Annotated in this window: 17 protein-coding genes, 1 tRNA gene and 2 rRNA genes; 6 read left to right on the top strand and 14 right to left on the bottom strand. The window is 50.9% G+C overall.

Annotation, left to right across the window (positions count from 1 at the left end; genetic code table 11):
• Positions 1 to 112: 112 nt before the first annotated feature.
• From PT964_RS05980 to PT964_RS05965, 4 genes are all read left to right on the top strand, one after another.
• Positions 113 to 1807: a M3 family oligoendopeptidase gene (locus tag PT964_RS05980; protein ID WP_274362428.1), complete on the top strand. Its 1695-nt coding sequence runs from the start codon at positions 113 to 115 to the stop codon at positions 1805 to 1807.
• A gap of 1 nt (position 1808) precedes the next feature.
• Positions 1809 to 2486, top strand: a complete 678-nt coding sequence (locus PT964_RS05975; protein WP_274362427.1) for a TraX family protein — start codon at positions 1809 to 1811, stop codon at positions 2484 to 2486.
• Between the two features lie 76 nt (positions 2487 to 2562).
• Positions 2563 to 2796 (top strand): cold-inducible protein YdjO-related protein, encoded by a 234-nt coding sequence (locus PT964_RS05970; protein WP_274362426.1) that lies wholly within the window; start codon positions 2563 to 2565, stop codon positions 2794 to 2796.
• Between the two features lie 150 nt (positions 2797 to 2946).
• Positions 2947 to 3219: a hypothetical protein gene (locus PT964_RS05965; RefSeq protein WP_274362425.1), complete on the top strand. Its 273-nt coding sequence runs from the start codon at positions 2947 to 2949 to the stop codon at positions 3217 to 3219.
• 60 nt (positions 3220 to 3279) lie between these two features.
• Here PT964_RS05965 and PT964_RS05960 read toward each other — a convergent pair whose 3' ends face one another.
• Positions 3280 to 3552 carry a hypothetical protein gene (locus PT964_RS05960; protein WP_274362424.1) on the bottom strand — a complete coding sequence of 91 codons (273 nt, stop codon included), beginning with the start codon at positions 3550 to 3552 and terminating at the stop codon, positions 3280 to 3282.
• 187 nt (positions 3553 to 3739) lie between these two features.
• Here PT964_RS05960 and PT964_RS05955 point away from each other — a divergent pair, with 187 nt between their 5' ends.
• Together PT964_RS05955 and PT964_RS05950 are read left to right on the top strand one after the other, a co-directional pair.
• Positions 3740 to 4408 (top strand): glycosyltransferase family 4 protein, encoded by a 669-nt coding sequence (locus PT964_RS05955; protein ID WP_274362423.1) that lies wholly within the window; start codon positions 3740 to 3742, stop codon positions 4406 to 4408.
• A 109-nt stretch (positions 4409 to 4517) separates the two neighbouring features.
• On the top strand, positions 4518 to 5270 hold the full coding sequence (locus PT964_RS05950) for a hypothetical protein (protein ID WP_274362422.1): 753 nt from the start codon (positions 4518 to 4520) through the stop codon (positions 5268 to 5270).
• 57 nt (positions 5271 to 5327) lie between these two features.
• On the opposite strand, the gene PT964_RS05945 is transcribed toward PT964_RS05950, so the two are convergent.
• The 13 genes from PT964_RS05945 to rrf (PT964_RS05885) all read right to left on the bottom strand — a co-directional run bounded on the left by PT964_RS05945 (position 5328) and on the right by rrf (PT964_RS05885) (position 16156).
• Positions 5328 to 5495: a small acid-soluble spore protein P gene (locus tag PT964_RS05945; protein ID WP_274362421.1), complete on the bottom strand. Its 168-nt coding sequence runs from the start codon at positions 5493 to 5495 to the stop codon at positions 5328 to 5330.
• A gap of 6 nt (positions 5496 to 5501) precedes the next feature.
• Entirely contained in the window at positions 5502 to 5690 is a 189-nt protein-coding gene (locus PT964_RS05940) for a hypothetical protein (RefSeq protein ID WP_274362420.1), read from the bottom strand.
• Positions 5687 to 6034, bottom strand: coding sequence for a hypothetical protein (locus PT964_RS05935; protein ID WP_274362419.1), 348 nt, complete (start codon positions 6032 to 6034; stop codon positions 5687 to 5689). The genes PT964_RS05940 and PT964_RS05935 overlap by 4 nt, the downstream gene beginning before the upstream one ends.
• A 93-nt stretch (positions 6035 to 6127) precedes the next feature.
• Positions 6128 to 6541 carry a chemotaxis protein CheW gene (locus PT964_RS05930; RefSeq protein WP_274362418.1) on the bottom strand — a complete coding sequence of 138 codons (414 nt, stop codon included), beginning with the start codon at positions 6539 to 6541 and terminating at the stop codon, positions 6128 to 6130.
• 33 nt (positions 6542 to 6574) lie between these two features.
• Positions 6575 to 8143: a methyl-accepting chemotaxis protein gene (locus PT964_RS05925; protein ID WP_274362417.1), complete on the bottom strand. Its 1569-nt coding sequence runs from the start codon at positions 8141 to 8143 to the stop codon at positions 6575 to 6577.
• Positions 8144 to 8745: 602 nt separating this feature from the next.
• A tRNA-Ser gene (locus PT964_RS05920) sits at positions 8746 to 8835 on the bottom strand.
• A gap of 83 nt (positions 8836 to 8918) precedes the next feature.
• A complete protein-coding gene (gene serS / locus PT964_RS05915; protein ID WP_274362416.1) occupies positions 8919 to 10199 on the bottom strand; it encodes a serine--tRNA ligase in 1281 nt (426 codons plus the stop codon).
• 16 nt (positions 10200 to 10215) lie between these two features.
• Entirely contained in the window at positions 10216 to 10806 is a 591-nt protein-coding gene (gene pdxT, locus PT964_RS05910) for a pyridoxal 5'-phosphate synthase glutaminase subunit PdxT (protein WP_274362415.1), read from the bottom strand.
• A 48-nt stretch (positions 10807 to 10854) separates the two neighbouring features.
• A complete protein-coding gene (pdxS, locus tag PT964_RS05905; protein WP_274362414.1) occupies positions 10855 to 11736 on the bottom strand; it encodes a pyridoxal 5'-phosphate synthase lyase subunit PdxS in 882 nt (293 codons plus the stop codon).
• A 90-nt stretch (positions 11737 to 11826) separates the two neighbouring features.
• Complete coding sequence (locus tag PT964_RS05900; protein ID WP_274362413.1) at positions 11827 to 13107, bottom strand: D-alanyl-D-alanine carboxypeptidase family protein; 1281 nt, start codon at positions 13105 to 13107, stop codon at positions 11827 to 11829.
• 135 nt (positions 13108 to 13242) lie between these two features.
• Complete coding sequence (gene guaB / locus PT964_RS05895; protein ID WP_274362412.1) at positions 13243 to 14703, bottom strand: IMP dehydrogenase; 1461 nt, start codon at positions 14701 to 14703, stop codon at positions 13243 to 13245.
• Between the two features lie 557 nt (positions 14704 to 15260).
• Positions 15261 to 15377: ribosomal RNA gene (rrf, locus tag PT964_RS05890) — 5S ribosomal RNA — on the bottom strand.
• Positions 15378 to 16039: 662 nt separating this feature from the next.
• Positions 16040 to 16156, bottom strand: a 5S ribosomal RNA gene (gene rrf / locus PT964_RS05885).
• Positions 16157 to 16304 lie beyond the last annotated feature (148 nt).

Below are 16304 nucleotides of genomic sequence, written 5' to 3'. Positions count from 1 at the left end.
CGAAATCCGTTGACTGGAAAAATAAAGTGCATCGCCGATGGACGTGTTATAAAATGGAATGGAGAAATAGCTGCGTATCGTCATGTAGTCCCAATAAAGGAGTGATATTTCGATGAAATTTCAAGATTTTCATTACCAACGGCCCGACATGGAGAAATACGTTTCGGAGTTTCGGTCTCTTCTGAACCGCTTCTCCTCCGCAACATCGGCAGAAGCGCAGAATGAAGCGCTGGCCGCAATTAACCGGCTCCGTGCCGAATTTTCCACCATGGACAACATCGCTCATGTGCGCCATACGATCAATACGAAGGACCCGTTCTACGAGGCGGAAAGCACGTTCTTCGACGAAGCGGGCCCGACTGCGCAAGGACTCGTTTCCGATTACTACAGGGCGCTCGTTAACTCGCCGTTTAGAGCCGAGCTGGAGACTAAATGGGGAAGCCATCTGTTTGCTCTGGCCGATGCCGAAATCCGCACATTCTCGCCGGAAATCGTGGAGGAGCTTCAGCAGGAAAACAAGCTCGCCAGCGATTACGTAAAGCTGCTGGCATCGGCTTCGATCGAATTCGACGGCGGTACATACAACCTCTCACAAATTGTTGCGTTTGTAGAGTCCGCCGATCGCGACGTCAGGAAACGCGCTTCCGAGGCGAGATGGGCGTTTTACCGCGACAACGAAGAGAAGCTTGACGAGGTTTACGATAAGCTGGTTAAGGTTCGTACCTCCATTGCTAAGAAGCTCGGCTATGACAGCTTTGTGGGCCTAGCCTACGACCGGTTGAACCGTACCGATTACGACGCCGCGAAGGTAGCGAACTTCCGCAAACAGGTACGGGAGCAGCTCGTTCCGTTCGTTACCGGCCTTTGGGAGCGGCAGCGCGCGCGGATCGGCGTAGAGAAGCTGATGTACTACGATATGGACTACTACTTTCCGTCCGGCAATGCGCATCCGAAAGGCGGCGTTGAGTGGCAGCTCGAGCGCGGCGCCAAGATGTACAAGGAGCTTTCCAAAGAAACCGACGAGTTTTTCCGCTTCATGCTCGACAACAACTTGATGGACCTCGAATCGAAGCCGGGCAAGGCGGGCGGCGGCTACTGCACCTACTTCCAGCTGCACAATGCGCCGTTCATCTTTGCGAACTACAACGGCACGGCTCATGACGTCACCGTCCTGACGCACGAAGCCGGCCATGCATTCCAGGTATACAACAGCATGGGCTACGAAGTGCCGGAATATCACTGGCCGACGCTGGAAGCATGCGAAATCCATTCGATGAGCATGGAGTTTTTCACATGGCCTTGGATGGACCTGTTTTTTGAAGCGGATACGGAAAAATTCAAATATTATCACGTCGTTCATTCGCTTCAGTTCATCCCGTACGGCGTTACGGTCGATGAATTTCAGCACTGGGTATACGAAAATCCCGAGGCGACTCCGGCCGAACGCAAAGCGAAATGGCGCGAGCTGGAGCGAGTCTATTTGCCGCACCGCAATTATGAAGGCAACGACTTCCTGGAACGCGGCGGTTATTGGCAGTTCCAGCGCCATATTTACCGTTCGCCGTTCTATTATATCGACTACACGCTCGCCCAAATTTGCGCGTTCCAGTTCTGGAAGCGCACGATGGAAAACCGCGAAGCGGCTTGGTCCGATTATGTAAAGCTGTGCCGCACCGGCGGCTCCAAGCCGTTTACCGAGCTGGTGAAGGAAGCGGGCTTGGTATCCCCGTTCGAGGACGGCTGCATCGCCTCGGTCATCGAGGCCGCGCGGAGCTACTTAGCCGGCGTCGACGATTCGGCTTTGTAGAATGCAGTGGATCGCCATCGTCACGATGTTTATAGACCACGTCGGCGCCGTATGGTTCCCGGATTCGCCGGTATGGAGACTGATCGGGCGGCTGGCGTTTCCGATCTACGCGTATTACATCGCCATAGGCATGTCGCGGACGCGGAGCCTTCGCGCCTATATTCGGCGGCTTGCCTTCCTTGCCGCCGCTTCCCAGCTGCCGTTCATGCTTCTGTTCGATACGTGGACGGTCAACGTGATCGGCACGTTTCTCGTGTCCGTCATTGCGATTGAGCGAATGGAGACAACCGAGAACCCGCTACTCAAATGGGGTTGGATCGCCGTCGCCTCCGTCTTGATGACCGTTATCGACTTTGACTACGGCGCATACGGTTTGCTGCTGATCATGCTGTACAGATACTCGCAGGGGGTAGCGATGTGGGCGGGCCATCTGGGCATGAATGCGCTGCTTTGGCTGCAAGCGCCCGATACCCTGCAAATATGGAGCGTGCTGCCGACGTTTTTGTTCGCATTCACGTTTCCGTCGTCCGGCGGGAACGGCTTGACCGGAAGCGCCGGCGGCAGCCCGATCTACCGGCTCCAAGCGCCCCGTTGGCTTTGGAGATCGTTCTATCCTGCGCATCTTGCCGTATTGACGATCGTTTCCTTCTGGATCGGTCCGAACAGTCTGCCGTTTTAGAACGGCAGGCTTTTTTCGTATGAGGCGGTCTTCATAAGGGGAAACTAATCCGGCTGAAGGGAGGGATGGTTGCAATATGACAAGCACAACGACGCTTCCACCGGAGCAAACCAAGCCCAAACTTGTATTGACCAAAATTTGGGGATGCAAAGATGCGAGCTGCAAAGCTTGGGTCCGCGACGAGTTCGCCGATGATGAGGCGGTCTCCGCTTGTCCCATTTGTAAAGGCCCGGTCGTTAGAAGCTTGAAGCATTTGCCTGAGGTCAAGACGCCAGCAAGGAGGAAGAAAGCGAAAAGCACAGAAGGATAACGGCTTTGCTGCCCTTATCCGAACGCGCTGGAACCCCTCGAATCGATGTCGAGGGGCCTCTTTACCGGTTTTTACATAGAGACATTCAACCATTTCAACAACGGGCAATCGCACATAGGATATTAAAACGGCAGTAAGGGAGGACTGAGAATGGACAAAAGGAGCAGAAAAAAAGTTCGCGACGAGCGAAAAAGCCAAACATCAAGCCGTAGAAAAAGGGAGGACCGAAACAGCGATATCCAGCCGGAGCATAATATGTGGGGAAAAATTCCGAAGCGGCTTCAATCGCATTACTTGCTTGTCTTGCCGCAAGCTCAGCCGGTACCCGAACCTACGGAGCCGCCGAAGCCGGCCGAAGCGCTTCCGTTGCGGGAATGGACGAAAGCCGACCTTTTACGGCATAAGCTTAAGAGTTCCGTGTAAAGCATTGCCCTTTCTCCCGGTGCATACCGAGCGAAAGGGCAATATTCGTTTTGAATCGATTTACTTTGCTCTTGGGGATTTCGCTTCATATTCGGCATCGATGGCTTGTTTCGACTTCACCGTTATGCCGCTTGCGCTTAGAAAGCTTTCCACCACATCGTTGTCTAAAATGGCGTATGTTTTTGGCACACGTTCAATAATAGTGCCCCATATGCGAGGGTCCAAATACGAATAATGCCCGAAATCGTACGTTCGAAATTCGAATAAACCGTCATAAGGCGTTGAAAAGCCGGGCGGTACCGCGTAAGTTTTCGTTTTCGCCTCGGTCGTCATTTCTTGCCCTCCTTTTCATTATCAGGATCAATGGGTTACTGCATTATATGCATCCGCGGAACCGCGGATTGGACGCGCGCATAATTACGTCAGCAAATACCGGGTTATTTGCCCTTCCTGCCATTCGCCCTTCTGAATACGATATAGCAAGTCATTTTTTTGTAATCGTGTGTAAGGAGGAATCAGTGTGAAAATATTGCTGGCGTCGTCCCGGGCTGCGCCGGAAGAGGATGAACACAGCTATATTCAAGCCTTAAAAAAAGGGCTGGAATCGCTCGGTCATCAGGTGGACGAACTCATTTTCGACGCTTTTTCGAACCATTATCGTCTCCAATCCGACAATCCCCGCTCTATCCCGAGGGCGAAGCTGCGCGACCCGATATCGAGAGAATTGCTTATGTATTACGACATGCACTATAAAGAAATCGAGAAGTGGATTGTTTCCCGCGAGATCGACCGGTATACGTTCGAGCTGGCCGCCGCTTATTTAATTGAAGACCTTAGGGCGTACGACGTAATCCATTGCCAAGACGCCGTTGCATCGCGAGCCCTTGCACGGCTTACGCCTGCCGATCTGCCGTTCGTAACATCCATTCACGGCTCGCTTGTTCAAGAGCTGGCGGACAGCGGCAATATTCCGGAGGGGGATATATTAAGGCGTAAGTTTGTCCTTACGGAGGAGTTTTACGGAATTATGTCGAGCGATATCGCCATCGTTCCGGAACGGCTGAAGCAAGAATATGTCACAATCCGAGGAATCCCTGAACGGCAGCTTGCGACAGAGCCTTACATCATAGCGGACAATGACCGGCTGCTCTCGGAAACTTTGAACGTTTACGCGTCTTTGCGAGGGTAACATATTTCTGCAATGCAACTATTCCGTCTCTTATTTCGTTATTATCTCTGAATCGGGGGCCGACATAATGGCCAACCTAAATAGAGATACGCTTTAGGAGGCGGATGAGATGAATTTGATGAATCGATGGAAGCTTGTCATTGCGCTTGCCGCATTGGCTGTTTCACTGGCGGCATGTACCGGAGGAAATACGGGCAATAAAGACCAGCCCGGAGAGGACACACCGGCGGTTTCCGAGGACGGGAAAGCAGGAGAAGCTGCCGACGGAGCTGCGGGAGGAGAACAGCAACCTGCGGACGGCACAGCCGATGAGACCGGCGGGGAAGCAGGCGCTGGCGCCGGTGCGGGGAGCGACGGGGGCGAGGCGGTAAATGCGGACGACCTGCCTGCAACGAAGGAACTCACGGTAACCGTTGAGGGAAATGAGGAAAAAGTAGCTTCGAAGCTTACGAAAAGCGACCAAGGCTACGCATTTTATCTGATGGACGGCTTTGAGTTTACTCCTGAAGAACCTGGGAAGGATATGATCTTCTTTAAGAACTTCCCGGACTATTACATTCGAATCGAGAAGCTTCCTGCCAATATCAATGTAGACGATATCCGAAAGACGGCGGAAGCGGGACTTAATGCGTTAGGCGAGGTTGTTTCTCAAGAAGGAGATAACATTTGGGATCCGAACGTCCGGGAGCATGCGGAATTTTTCCTCCATTCGAGCGATTCCACGCTTTCCCGCAATATGATTCTGATGAAGTCCACCGGAGCTTATTACCTTTACACGATGAATATTCCGAACGGCGAGCCGGCGGAAGGCGTCGGACCGAGATTTTATCCGATGATTAACTCAGTAGTAACTACGAAATAAGTGAAGCAAGCCCTTGGCCGCTCTGATCTGTCAGAGTGCCAAGGGCTCTTTTTGATTTTACGATCCTTCACCGTGGTTCGCTCTGGAATGGTTTCTGTTTTTGACCTTCTTGGACCCGGAGAGCGGTTCTACGGGTTGATGAGGATTTTTCTTAAAGCGTCCCGCATTCTCCTTGGCCGGATTGCTGCCTATGTGAGGATCTATGGTGAAAATTTCTTTGGACATGGCGGATCACTTCTCCCATTCGTGATTTTGTTCCGCTTCGTGACGCTGTGATCCTACACTTAATCGATCCGTATGACGGCGATCTGCTTTATCCTGCTCCATTTTCATATTCATGTACGAGTTGATTTCCGGTTGAGCGAGCTCATCCGTAACGTTCTGCAGGTTTTTGTCTACACCGTTTTTCGCCTTCGTCATGGATTCGTCAGCCCTTTCAGACGTTGTGCGCATTCGTGAATGTGACGGATATAGTCCTCGATCAAGGTTTGAATGACCTGGCGCTGCTCGTTGGCGGGGATGCCCGCGTTATCGACATCGACAAATTCGACGTGCACCTCGCGGGTGTCCTTGTACGTGCATTTGAAGTCTAACGTGTATTGCGTCCGGCCGGCAGTCGTAACATGAATGTGAAGGACGTCGGAGTCCTTCTCGTCCGGAGTAACCGTTGCCTTATCGGACGGACTTAATACGAAGGGAAGCTGCTCGTTCCAGGCGTCGGCCAGCTTCTGAGGATCGACGGATAATACCGCAGTCTTGCTCATCGCAAACACCTCCCCCTTTAAATTGGGGAATCCGGGGGTGTTTTATGCACGACTCAAGCTGTGCGAAGCTTTTCCCACCTGCATGCATCGCCATTAATTTTTCAACAATATTTGTTCCAGCTTCAGAAGGCCTATAAGCCCGCTTTCCGCAACACCGATCCCTGAAAAAAAGCTTCCGTGTACACCTTTGATCTGCTCAGGCGGGGATTGAATATTTTCGTATGTAGTCACTTTGTTTACATGATCTACCACGATCCCGATTGCTTCGTCACTGTAATGAATAACCATGATCCGGGTGGATTTGGAATACTCAGGTTCCGGAAAACCGAATACGCTGTGTATCGTCACAACCGGAACGAGTTTCCCTCTTAAATTTATTACTCCTTTTATAAAAGGGTCGATGTTTGGCAACGGTGTTATTTTTTGTACTTTTATGATTTCGTTAACATCTTGAATGCGAACGGCATATCGCTCTGAACCGACCCCAAACTCCACGTATTGTTCCATAAGAATTATCCTTCCTTATTTCAATGCATATCGCTAAACTTTGAAGGTCGATACGGATTGCTGCAGCTGCTCGGCCAACTTCGCTAAGGATTGGGAAGAGGATGCAGTCTCGATGGCGGCCGCCGACGCTTCTTCGCTGGCTGCGGCGATCGATTCGACCGAGCCTAAGATTTGCATCGATTGTGCGGTTTGTTCCTGGGCAGCGGCTGCAATTTCCGAAACTTTATCGGATGTTTCGCCTACCCTATCGGCAATGGACTCAAAGGCTTCGCCGCTTCGATCCGAAAATTGAACGGCTTCACCGACAGCCGTCACACTATGCTGCATATTTTCTTGCATTCCTTTAATTATGGTTGTTATTTGCTTCGTTGCTTCACGGCTGCGTTCCGCCAGTTTGCGGACTTCATCCGCAACAACGGCGAATCCTCGACCCTGCTCCCCCGCCCTTGCAGCTTCGATAGCCGCATTGAGCGCCAACAGATTTGTCTGATCCGCGATTTCATCGATTACTTCGATGATATCCCCAATACGGTCCGAATCTTTCTCCAGAACGGCCATCTGCCCGCTTAACCGGTTCATGCCTTCAAGCGACGAATTTATCACCATCCGCCCTTCACGGGCGATCTTCGTCATTTCCTCCGATAATGAAGCTGCGGCGTCTGCATTGGCAGAGACGGTTTCCATGCCGATGCTCAGCTCTTTGATCAGCTGGTTGATCGTTTGCGCTGCATGGGCCTGACTTTCGCTGCCGCTTGCGATTTCTTCCGTAGCTGAAGATATTTGCTGGGTCGCCGCAGACAAATTGTAAGACGAATTAACAATGTCGCGTATGAAGCTTTGGTAATTATCGAGCATGCGGTCGAACGCCTGTGCCAATTGACCGATTTCATCTTTAGAGGATATTGCAAGTCTTGCGGTCAAATCTCCCGCATTTCCCGCCAGTTCCACAAGTTTGTCGGCTACTTTTTGAAGCGGTTTCATTTTCCGGAAAAGAAATATAACCGAAGCAATCATACAAGCGCTCACTAATAAAATGGTGGCAATCGTAATATTCAGATAAAAGAAAAACCGGCTTTCGGCTGCCTTCGTTTCATTTTCCGCCCTCGAGTTCATTTTTGACTGGAACTCATTGATCGGATCCGTAATAATTTTTTTGTTCGCTTCATATCGATCGTCAAACATCAGCTGGCGGGCGGTGTCGAAATCGTTTTGTTCCACCGCTTTCATTGCGGCATCCTCCGTCTTTACCAAAGCGTCGGAATTATCCTTCGCTTTTGCAATTAAATCGAGCTCGCTTTGGGGAGCGTTTAGTTCTTTTAGCCTAGCGACGACTTTATCCCGGGATTTGGTTTCATTAACCTCTTTCCAGTAATTGTCGTAATGGACTTGATTGCCGAATTGTACGTACTGTCTGGCCTCATTCGTCAAATAGTCCGAAGCGTTGGCGAGGTCCAAACCAAGCTGCTTAAATTCCGCTTGTCTGGCAACCGCGGTGCGAACATCGCTAAAACTGAATTTCAACATTTGAACCGTATAAATAAGCACACAAGACAAAGCCAAAAACAAAATACCGATCGTTTTCAATAAGGTAGATATTTTCATGCCGACACTCTCCCTTAAACGATTCTCATCTGCGACTTTTCACCTATAATGTAAGGGATGTGTCTTATTTTGTCGAAATGATTTGAATCTCGTAAATTGCCATTGACTTCCGCACTAACAAAATAACGACCCCGAAGGGTCGTTATTTCAATGTATGGCGGAGAGGGTGGGATACTCCTCCTGCCGATTCACATCGGCTGTTGGAGACTGCGAAGCGATCCTAACGAAGCTAATGCTCCGACGAACCCACTTCTCAGGTTCTCACCCGCCCTCTCGTATGTAATTTTCATTTTATTTAAAATAATGGCGGAGAGGGTGGGATACTCCTCCTGCCGATTCACATCGGCTGTTGGAGACTGCGAAGCGATCCTAACGAAGCTAATGCTCCGACGAACCCACTTCTCAGGTTCTCACCCGCCCTCTCGTATGTAATTTTCATTTTATTTAAAATAATGGCGGAGAGGGTGGGATACTCCTCCTGCCGATTCACATCGGCTGTTGGAGACTGCGAAGCGATCCTAACGAAGCTAATGCTCCGACGAACCCACTTCTCAGGTTCTCACCCGCCCTCTCGTATGTAATTTTCATTTTATTTAAAATAATGGCGGAGAGGGTGGGATTCGAACCCACGGTAGCCTCACGACTACGGCGGTTTTCAAGACCGCTGCCTTAAACCACTCGACCACCTCTCCGCGAACCGGCAAATCCGGTCCAATCGGCCAAAAAGCCGACGACAACAAGCATTGTATCACAACCCGCAAGCGAATGACAATGATTACTTATTGGTAATCCTCGTCGCTCCGCGCATATAAGGCTGCAATGCTTCAGGAATCAGGACGCTGCCGTCCTCCTGCTGGTAATTTTCCAGAATCGCCGCGATCGTACGATCCACAGCCAATCCCGAACCGTTCAACGTATGCACGAACTCCGGCTTCGACTTCGGATCGCGGCGGAAACGGATGCCCGCACGACGCGCCTGAAAGTCCTCCGTATTGCTGCAGGACGAAATTTCGCGGTAAGACCCCCCGCTCGGCAGCCAAACCTCCAGATCGTACGTTTTGGCTGCGGAGAAGCCGATATCCCCCGTACAGAGCGCCAAGACGCGATACGGCAGCCCAAGAACCTGCAAAACCTTCTCAGCGTCGGTCGTCATCTTCTCAAGCTCATCGTAAGAATTTTCCGGGAGCGAGAGCTTTACGAGCTCGACCTTGTTGAATTGGTGGAGACGAATCAAGCCCCTCGTATCCCGTCCGGCCGAACCCGCCTCCGAACGGAAACACGCGCTATACGCCGTATAATACTTCGGCAAATCGTCCGCGGACAAAATTTCCTCCCGATGATAGTTCGTCACCGGCACCTCGGCGGTAGGCACGAGGAAATAATCCAAATTTTCGAGCTTAAAAACATCCTCCGCGAATTTCGGAAGCTGTCCGGTACCCGTCAAGCTGTCACGGTTGACGATCATCGGCGGGACCATTTCGGTATAGCCGTGCTCGCATGTATGAAGATCAAGCATAAAATTGATTAGAGCACGCTCTAAACGCGCCCCTAATCCTTTGTAAAACACGAACCGCGAACCGGTAACTTTTCCTGCAGCCTCGAAATCGACAATCCCCAAATCTTGAGCAATCTCCCAATGAGGCTTCGGCTCAAAAGAAAACTCCCGCGGAACTCCGTGCTTCCGAACTTCTACGTTCTCCTCTTCGGATTTTCCGATCGGGACCGATTCGTGCACCACGTTAGGAATGGCCAGCAGCAGCGAATCCAGCTCCGTATCCAGCACGCGGATTTCGTCGTCCAATGTCTTAATCCGGTCGGCGACTTCACGCATTTCAAGAATGAGCGCTTCTGCGTCTTCTCCTGCTTTTTTCTTTTGCGCGACTTCTTGGGACACCGTATTTCGGCGGTTTTTTAACGCTTCGCTTTCTTGAATAAGGCTTCGTCTTTTCACGTCCAGCGTGTCGAACGCCGAAATATCGTCCAACGACTTGCCCCGGTTGATCAACGATTGTTTTACTTTGTCAGGATCATTACGCAGCAATTTTATGTCGAGCAATGGAAACGTGACCTCCTTAGCGGCTACCAGTCGATGCGGCGTATTCCCGCACCATTTTTATAAAATACTCATGCATTCCCGTATCGTCCGTAAGCTCGGGGTGGAACGACGTTCCGAGCAAATGGCCTTCCCGAACCGCTACAATGCCGTCACCGTATGTGGCCAAAACGTCAACCGGACTTTCCACCTTCTCAATGAGCGGAGCGCGGATAAATACAGCCCGAATCGGCTTGTCCCAGCCCTTCATCGGGAGGTCGACCTCGAAGCTTTCCCGCTGCCTTCCGAACGCGTTGCGGGAAACCGTTATATCAAGCAGTCCAAGGTGAGGCTCTTCGCCGCTGCTTAATTGCTTTGCCAATACGATCAACCCGGCGCAGGTGCCGAAGATCGGTTTTTTTTGTTCGGAAAACTGCCGAATGGCATCGATAAACCCGTACGTGCGCATTAATTTGCCGATCGTCGTGCTTTCGCCGCCGGGAATAATGAGTCCGTCCAGCTCGTCTAGCTGTTCCTTGCGTTTGACGGCAACCCCGGTTGCTCCCCCCGCCTCAATCATGCGAATATGCTCAGCAACGGCGCCTTGCAAGGATAAAACACCGATTTTCATGACCGTCACTCTCGCTTTCCGTCCTTATATGCGAAAAAGCGGGGAGTTTTACCAACCCCGCTCTTGCATCCTTTGATTCGTTTCCAGCTTGGAAATTTCGATGCCCTTCATCGGCGTACCCAAGTTCTTGGAAAGGTTTGCGATCAAGCCGTAATCCGTATAATGCGTTGTCGCTTCAACGATCGCTTTGGCAAACTTCTCAGGGTTGTCGGATTTGAAAATTCCCGAACCGACGAATACCCCGTCAGCTCCAAGGTGCATCATCAGCGCCGCATCGGCCGGAGTCGCTACGCCGCCGGCTGCGAAATTCACAACCGGAAGCTTTCCGTTCTCGTGAACGTAGAGCAGCAAATCGTACGGAGCTCCCAAATTTTTCGCTTCGGCCATCAGCTCGTCCTTGGACATGCCTTGTACCTTACGAATTTGGCCGACGATCATGCGCATATGGCGTACCGCTTCGACGATATTGCCCGTACCCGGCTCACCCTTCGTACGAATCATCGATGCGCCTTCGCCGATCCGTCGGAGCGCCTCGCCCAAATCTCTGGCCCCGCATACGAACGGAACCGTAAATTCATTCTTGTTAATGTGGAACACTTCGTCGGCCGGCGTCAAAACTTCGCTTTCGTCGATATAGTCAACGCCAAGCGCCTCAAGCACCTTCGCTTCGACATAATGTCCGATCCGAGCCTTCGCCATAACCGGAATCGATACGACCTTCGTCACTTCCTCGACGATTGTCGGATCCGCCATACGGGCTACGCCGCCGGCAGCGCGAATATCAGCGGGAACGCGCTCGAGCGCCATTACCGCCGACGCGCCTGCCGCTTCCGCGATTTTGGCTTGCTCCGCATTCATTACGTCCATAATGACGCCGCCCTTTTGCATTTCGGCCATGCCCCGCTTTACGCGAGAAGTACCTGTTTCCATATGTCCAACCCCCCGGTTATCCTCTGAATTAACGATAATTACTAACATATAATATTACATTATTCGCTCGGTTTATAGCAAATGAATTCCTTATCCGAACAAGCCTACAATTCCTGAGAACAAGTTGGAGAAAAAGTCGCCGATCCCGCGCATCAAACTCTTGAACCAACCGGCCTTTTCAACATCCTCATTCACAATCAACGGCACTTGATAATCGTTGCCCGCATATTTTACAGTAACGACCCCGACTTGGTCTCCGGCTTGCATAGGCGCCTTAAGCTTCGATTCGTCAAACAATTCGTAGCCGACCGCTTCCAGCGCGTCCTCGCCTTTTTTGCCGACAACCTCCAGGCCTTCCCCGATCACAACGGGCACATCGCGTTTTGCAGCGTTTTTAATGTGGACCGTTTTAATTTCAGGGTGCTCCGTCTTGGCTACAAGCACCGTCTTCAATTCAAAATTGTTAAAGCCGTAATCCAAAACTTTGCGTGTTTCGTTAAACCGAGCGCTCTCGGAGCCTGCGCCCATTACGACGCTGATCAATCGCATGCCGTTACGCATCGCGGTGCCGGTAAAGCAGTAACCCGCCGCTTTGGTGGAACCTGTTTTCAAACCGTCCAAGCCTTCATACGCATATTGTTTTAAGTTTTTATTATCCTTATTCCCTTCAAGCATCCAGTTCCAGTTCACCATCGGGTATTTATCGGTTTCCTCGAACTTTTTTTGCGGGATTTTCGTAATTTCAAGTACATCCGGGTGCTCGGTCAAAATATGTCTAGCCAAAATGGCCGCATCCTTCGCGCTCATCCGCGTCTCGCCCTCGATCGAAGGCTCCTCCACCATATCCTTGCGATCCAATCCCGTGGCATTGATAAAATGCGCGCCGTCCGACAATCCGATCTCATCGGCCTTAGCATTCATCATCTTGGCGAATTCATCCTGTGTACCGGCAATATGCTCAGCAAGCGCGACCGCGGCGTCATTCCCCGAATATATGGATAATGCCTCAAACACTTTACGTAACGGGTACGACTTGCCTTCCGCCATCATTTGGCCGGAACCGATCGAATCGGCGGCGTTCTTCGATGTAAACACTTGATCGTCCCAGCTGATTTTGCCTTCTTCGATCTTTTCCATAACCAAATATTCCGTCATCATCTTTGCCATGCTTGCAGGAGGCCGAGGTTCGTCCTCGTTAAATGCGTACAAGACTTGCCCGGTGGAAGCGTCCATTAGGATAGCTGCTTTTACGTTAAGTCCAAGATCAGCGGACTCTGCAGCATTCGCTTGCGGCGCTCCGGCGAACAATCCTTGCACTAATAACGAACACGATAAAATGGCGGCCAATCGACCGGTGCGTTTCCCCAACATTATTTCTTCTCCTTCACCCATTTAATTCTCGTTCATTCCACTATTGTATCATAACAATGGACGAGCCAAAAAGAAGCGAAAGACTTATGCCGAAAAAAGGAATGAGCAGAACCGGCTGGCTCTGCTCATTAGTCGTTAAAGCGAATAGTTCGGCGCTTCCTTCGTAATCTGCACGTCGTGCGGATGGCTCTCGCGGAGACCGGCGCCCGTAATGCGGATAAACTGCGTCTCATTGCGCAGCTCCTCAATGTTTTTCGTGCCGCAGTAGCCCATTCCTGCGCGCAGGCCGCCGATTAATTGATGTATCGAATCCTTAAGCGGCCCTTTGTAAGGAACCCGTCCTTCAATTCCTTCCGGAACCAGCTTTGTTTCATTTTCTTGGAAATATCTGTCTTTGCTGCCCTCTTTCATCGCTCCGATGGAGCCCATGCCGCGATAAACCTTAAAGCGCCGACCTTGGAAAATTTCCGATTCCCCCGGGCTCTCTTCCGTTCCTGCAAAGAGACTTCCGATCATGACCGCGTTCGCGCCTGCCGCGATCGCCTTAGAGATATCGCCTGAATATTTAATGCCGCCGTCGGCAATGATCGGAACGTTATACTCCTTTGCAACGGATGCACAATCGTAAATAGCCGTAACTTGCGGTACGCCGATCCCGGCGATTACGCGTGTCGTACAAATCGAACCCGGTCCGATGCCCACCTTCACGATCGAAGCGCCTGCCTCGATGAGATCCCTGGTCGCTCCTCCGGTTGCAACGTTTCCGGCTACGATCGTAAGCTCCGGATATAGCTGGCGCAATTTGCGGACCGTTTCGATGATGTTCACGTGATGTCCGTGCGCCGAATCGACGACCAGCATATCGACCTCCGCGGCGACAAGCGCCGCAGCTCTTTCGAACGTGTCTTTGCCGATTCCGACCGCGGCGCCTACGACGAGACGCCCTTGCTGGTCTTTCGCCGCGTTCGGGAACTGAATCGCCTTCTCGATATCCTTAATGGTGATAAGACCCTTCAGCTGATAATTCTCGTCGACCAATGGAAGCTTCTCGATCTTATGCTTCTGCAGAATGACCTCCGCCTCTTGCAGCGTAGTGCCGACCGGAGCGGTAACCAAATTTTCCTTTGTCATGACCTCTTTAATCAAAATCGAGTAATCATGAACGAAACGAAGGTCGCGATTCGTTATAATGCCGACGAGCTTGTTGTTGTTGTCGACAATCGGAACGCCGGAAATTCGATACTTGCCCATCAGCTCTTCCGCGTCATACACATGATGCTCCGGAGTAAGAGAGAACGGGTTCGTTATAACGCCGCTCTCCGAGCGCTTTACCCGGTCCACTTCTTCCGCTTGTTGAGCAACGGACATATTCTTATGGATAATGCCGATTCCGCCTTCACGGGCGATCGCAATGGCGAGCTTCGATTCCGTTACCGTGTCCATCCCGGCGCTGATTAACGGAATGTTTAATTTCAGCTTCGGCGTCATTTGTGTGGAAACATCCACATCTCTCGGCAATACTTCAGACCTGCGCGGAAGCAGCAACACATCGTCAAAGGTTAAGCCTTCTTTTGCAAATTTCGTTTCCCAGCTCAAAACAGATCCTCCTCAATATAACAATCGATCGCCTTTTTTGGGGGCCCTCTAGAAAGATATTATTGCCATAGTATCAGAGTGGATATGAAGATTCAAGGAAGTCACAATGAGTACAAAATTGGGATTCCAAATACGGTAGTGATCTATGTACGATTACATGGTTGCGGCTCAAGAAAATACGGACATAAGGTTCCTTATTTGTGACATTTTCGGCTATAGAATTACGGATCCGTTGTCCGCGAATATGCTGGAACAATAACCCTCCATGATCGTAATCACTTCAGGGTGGGCGCACTGTTGTCTGCTTGGCAGCGTCTGATTCCACAGGCAGCTGTGGTCCATGTACCATCGACGTTAGTTCAATATTTGATGCTATCTTATCGCATAAGCTCAATTCGTGAGCTTATGAACGATGCTTTGCCGCATCTTAGTCGGTTAATGTCATTATTTGAGCTTAAACGGCTCAAAATGGCGCTCGTTTCTCGGCTTCCCGCCGGTTAAAGTCAATTATTGATTCTATGAGTTCAAATAAGGTCAGTTTTTGAGCTCTGTTGTCGGATTGGAGACGTCTTACTCTCTCGGGACCCTGCGGTCCGAATACCATCGGCGCTGGAAGGCTTTACGTTCGTGTGCAGGATGGGTACGCGTGGTTCCCCTTCGCCATGCCCACAAACCATCGATGCTTCTGCCAACCGCATTCAAATGCCATTTTTAACGCTTTGAATCTGTTTGCCATCTTTTGTTGACTGTTTCTTATTTAGTCGCGAAACAGTTCGTTCTGGACGTGTGTCCGGACATTGGGGCAGGCTGACATTCGTAATGATTTGCTTGGCATGCGCTTTCGAGCGAAATTAGCGGAACACATTGTCCGCTAATTCGCAGCAAACGGCGGAATTTTACGAATTAGCGGAACAAGATGACCGCTAATATGTTGAAAAGTCAAAATATCGTGAAAAAACCCCGTGTTAGCGGACAACGCGTTCCGTTAAATGNAGCAAACGGCGGAATTTTACGAATTAGCGGAACAAGATGACCGCTAATATGTTGAAAAGTCAAAATATCGTGAAAAAACCCCGTGTTAGCGGACAACGCGTTCCGTTAAATGGCCGAATTATGTAAACTTGCCCATTTTAGCGGACATTCGTTTCCGTTAGGCTCATGTTCGTCACCTTGTTCTAGATCGACACGAAAAAAGCGCCCTTGATCGTTGATTCGATCAAGGGCGCTCTGTTGTCGGCTTGGCGACGTCCTACTCTCCCGGGACCCTGCGGTCCGAGTACCATCGGCGCTGGAAGGCTTAACGTTCGTGTTCGGGATGGGTACGNCTCTGTTGTCGGCTTGGCGACGTCCTACTCTCCCGGGACCCTGCGGTCCGAGTACCATCGGCGCTGGAAGGCTTAACGTTCGTGTTCGGGATGGGTACGCGTGGTTCCCTTCCGCCATTATCACCAAACCATCGATGTTTCCGCCAAGAAACATCATTTATGCGGTTCAAGGAGTCTTGCCCCCTGAAAACCGGATGCGAAACGTGAGACATCATTCCGTGTATTGCTTATTAGGATAAGCCCTCGACCGATTAGTATTCGTCAGCTCCACGCATT

It is taken from the genome of Paenibacillus thermotolerans (genome assembly GCF_028745515.1).
Taxonomy (GTDB): Bacteria; Bacillota; Bacilli; order Paenibacillales; family YIM-B00363; genus Paenibacillus_AE; species Paenibacillus_AE thermotolerans.
The sequence above is the reverse complement of the archived record's forward strand: the minus strand, read 5'-3'. Positions and strand labels throughout refer to the sequence as shown.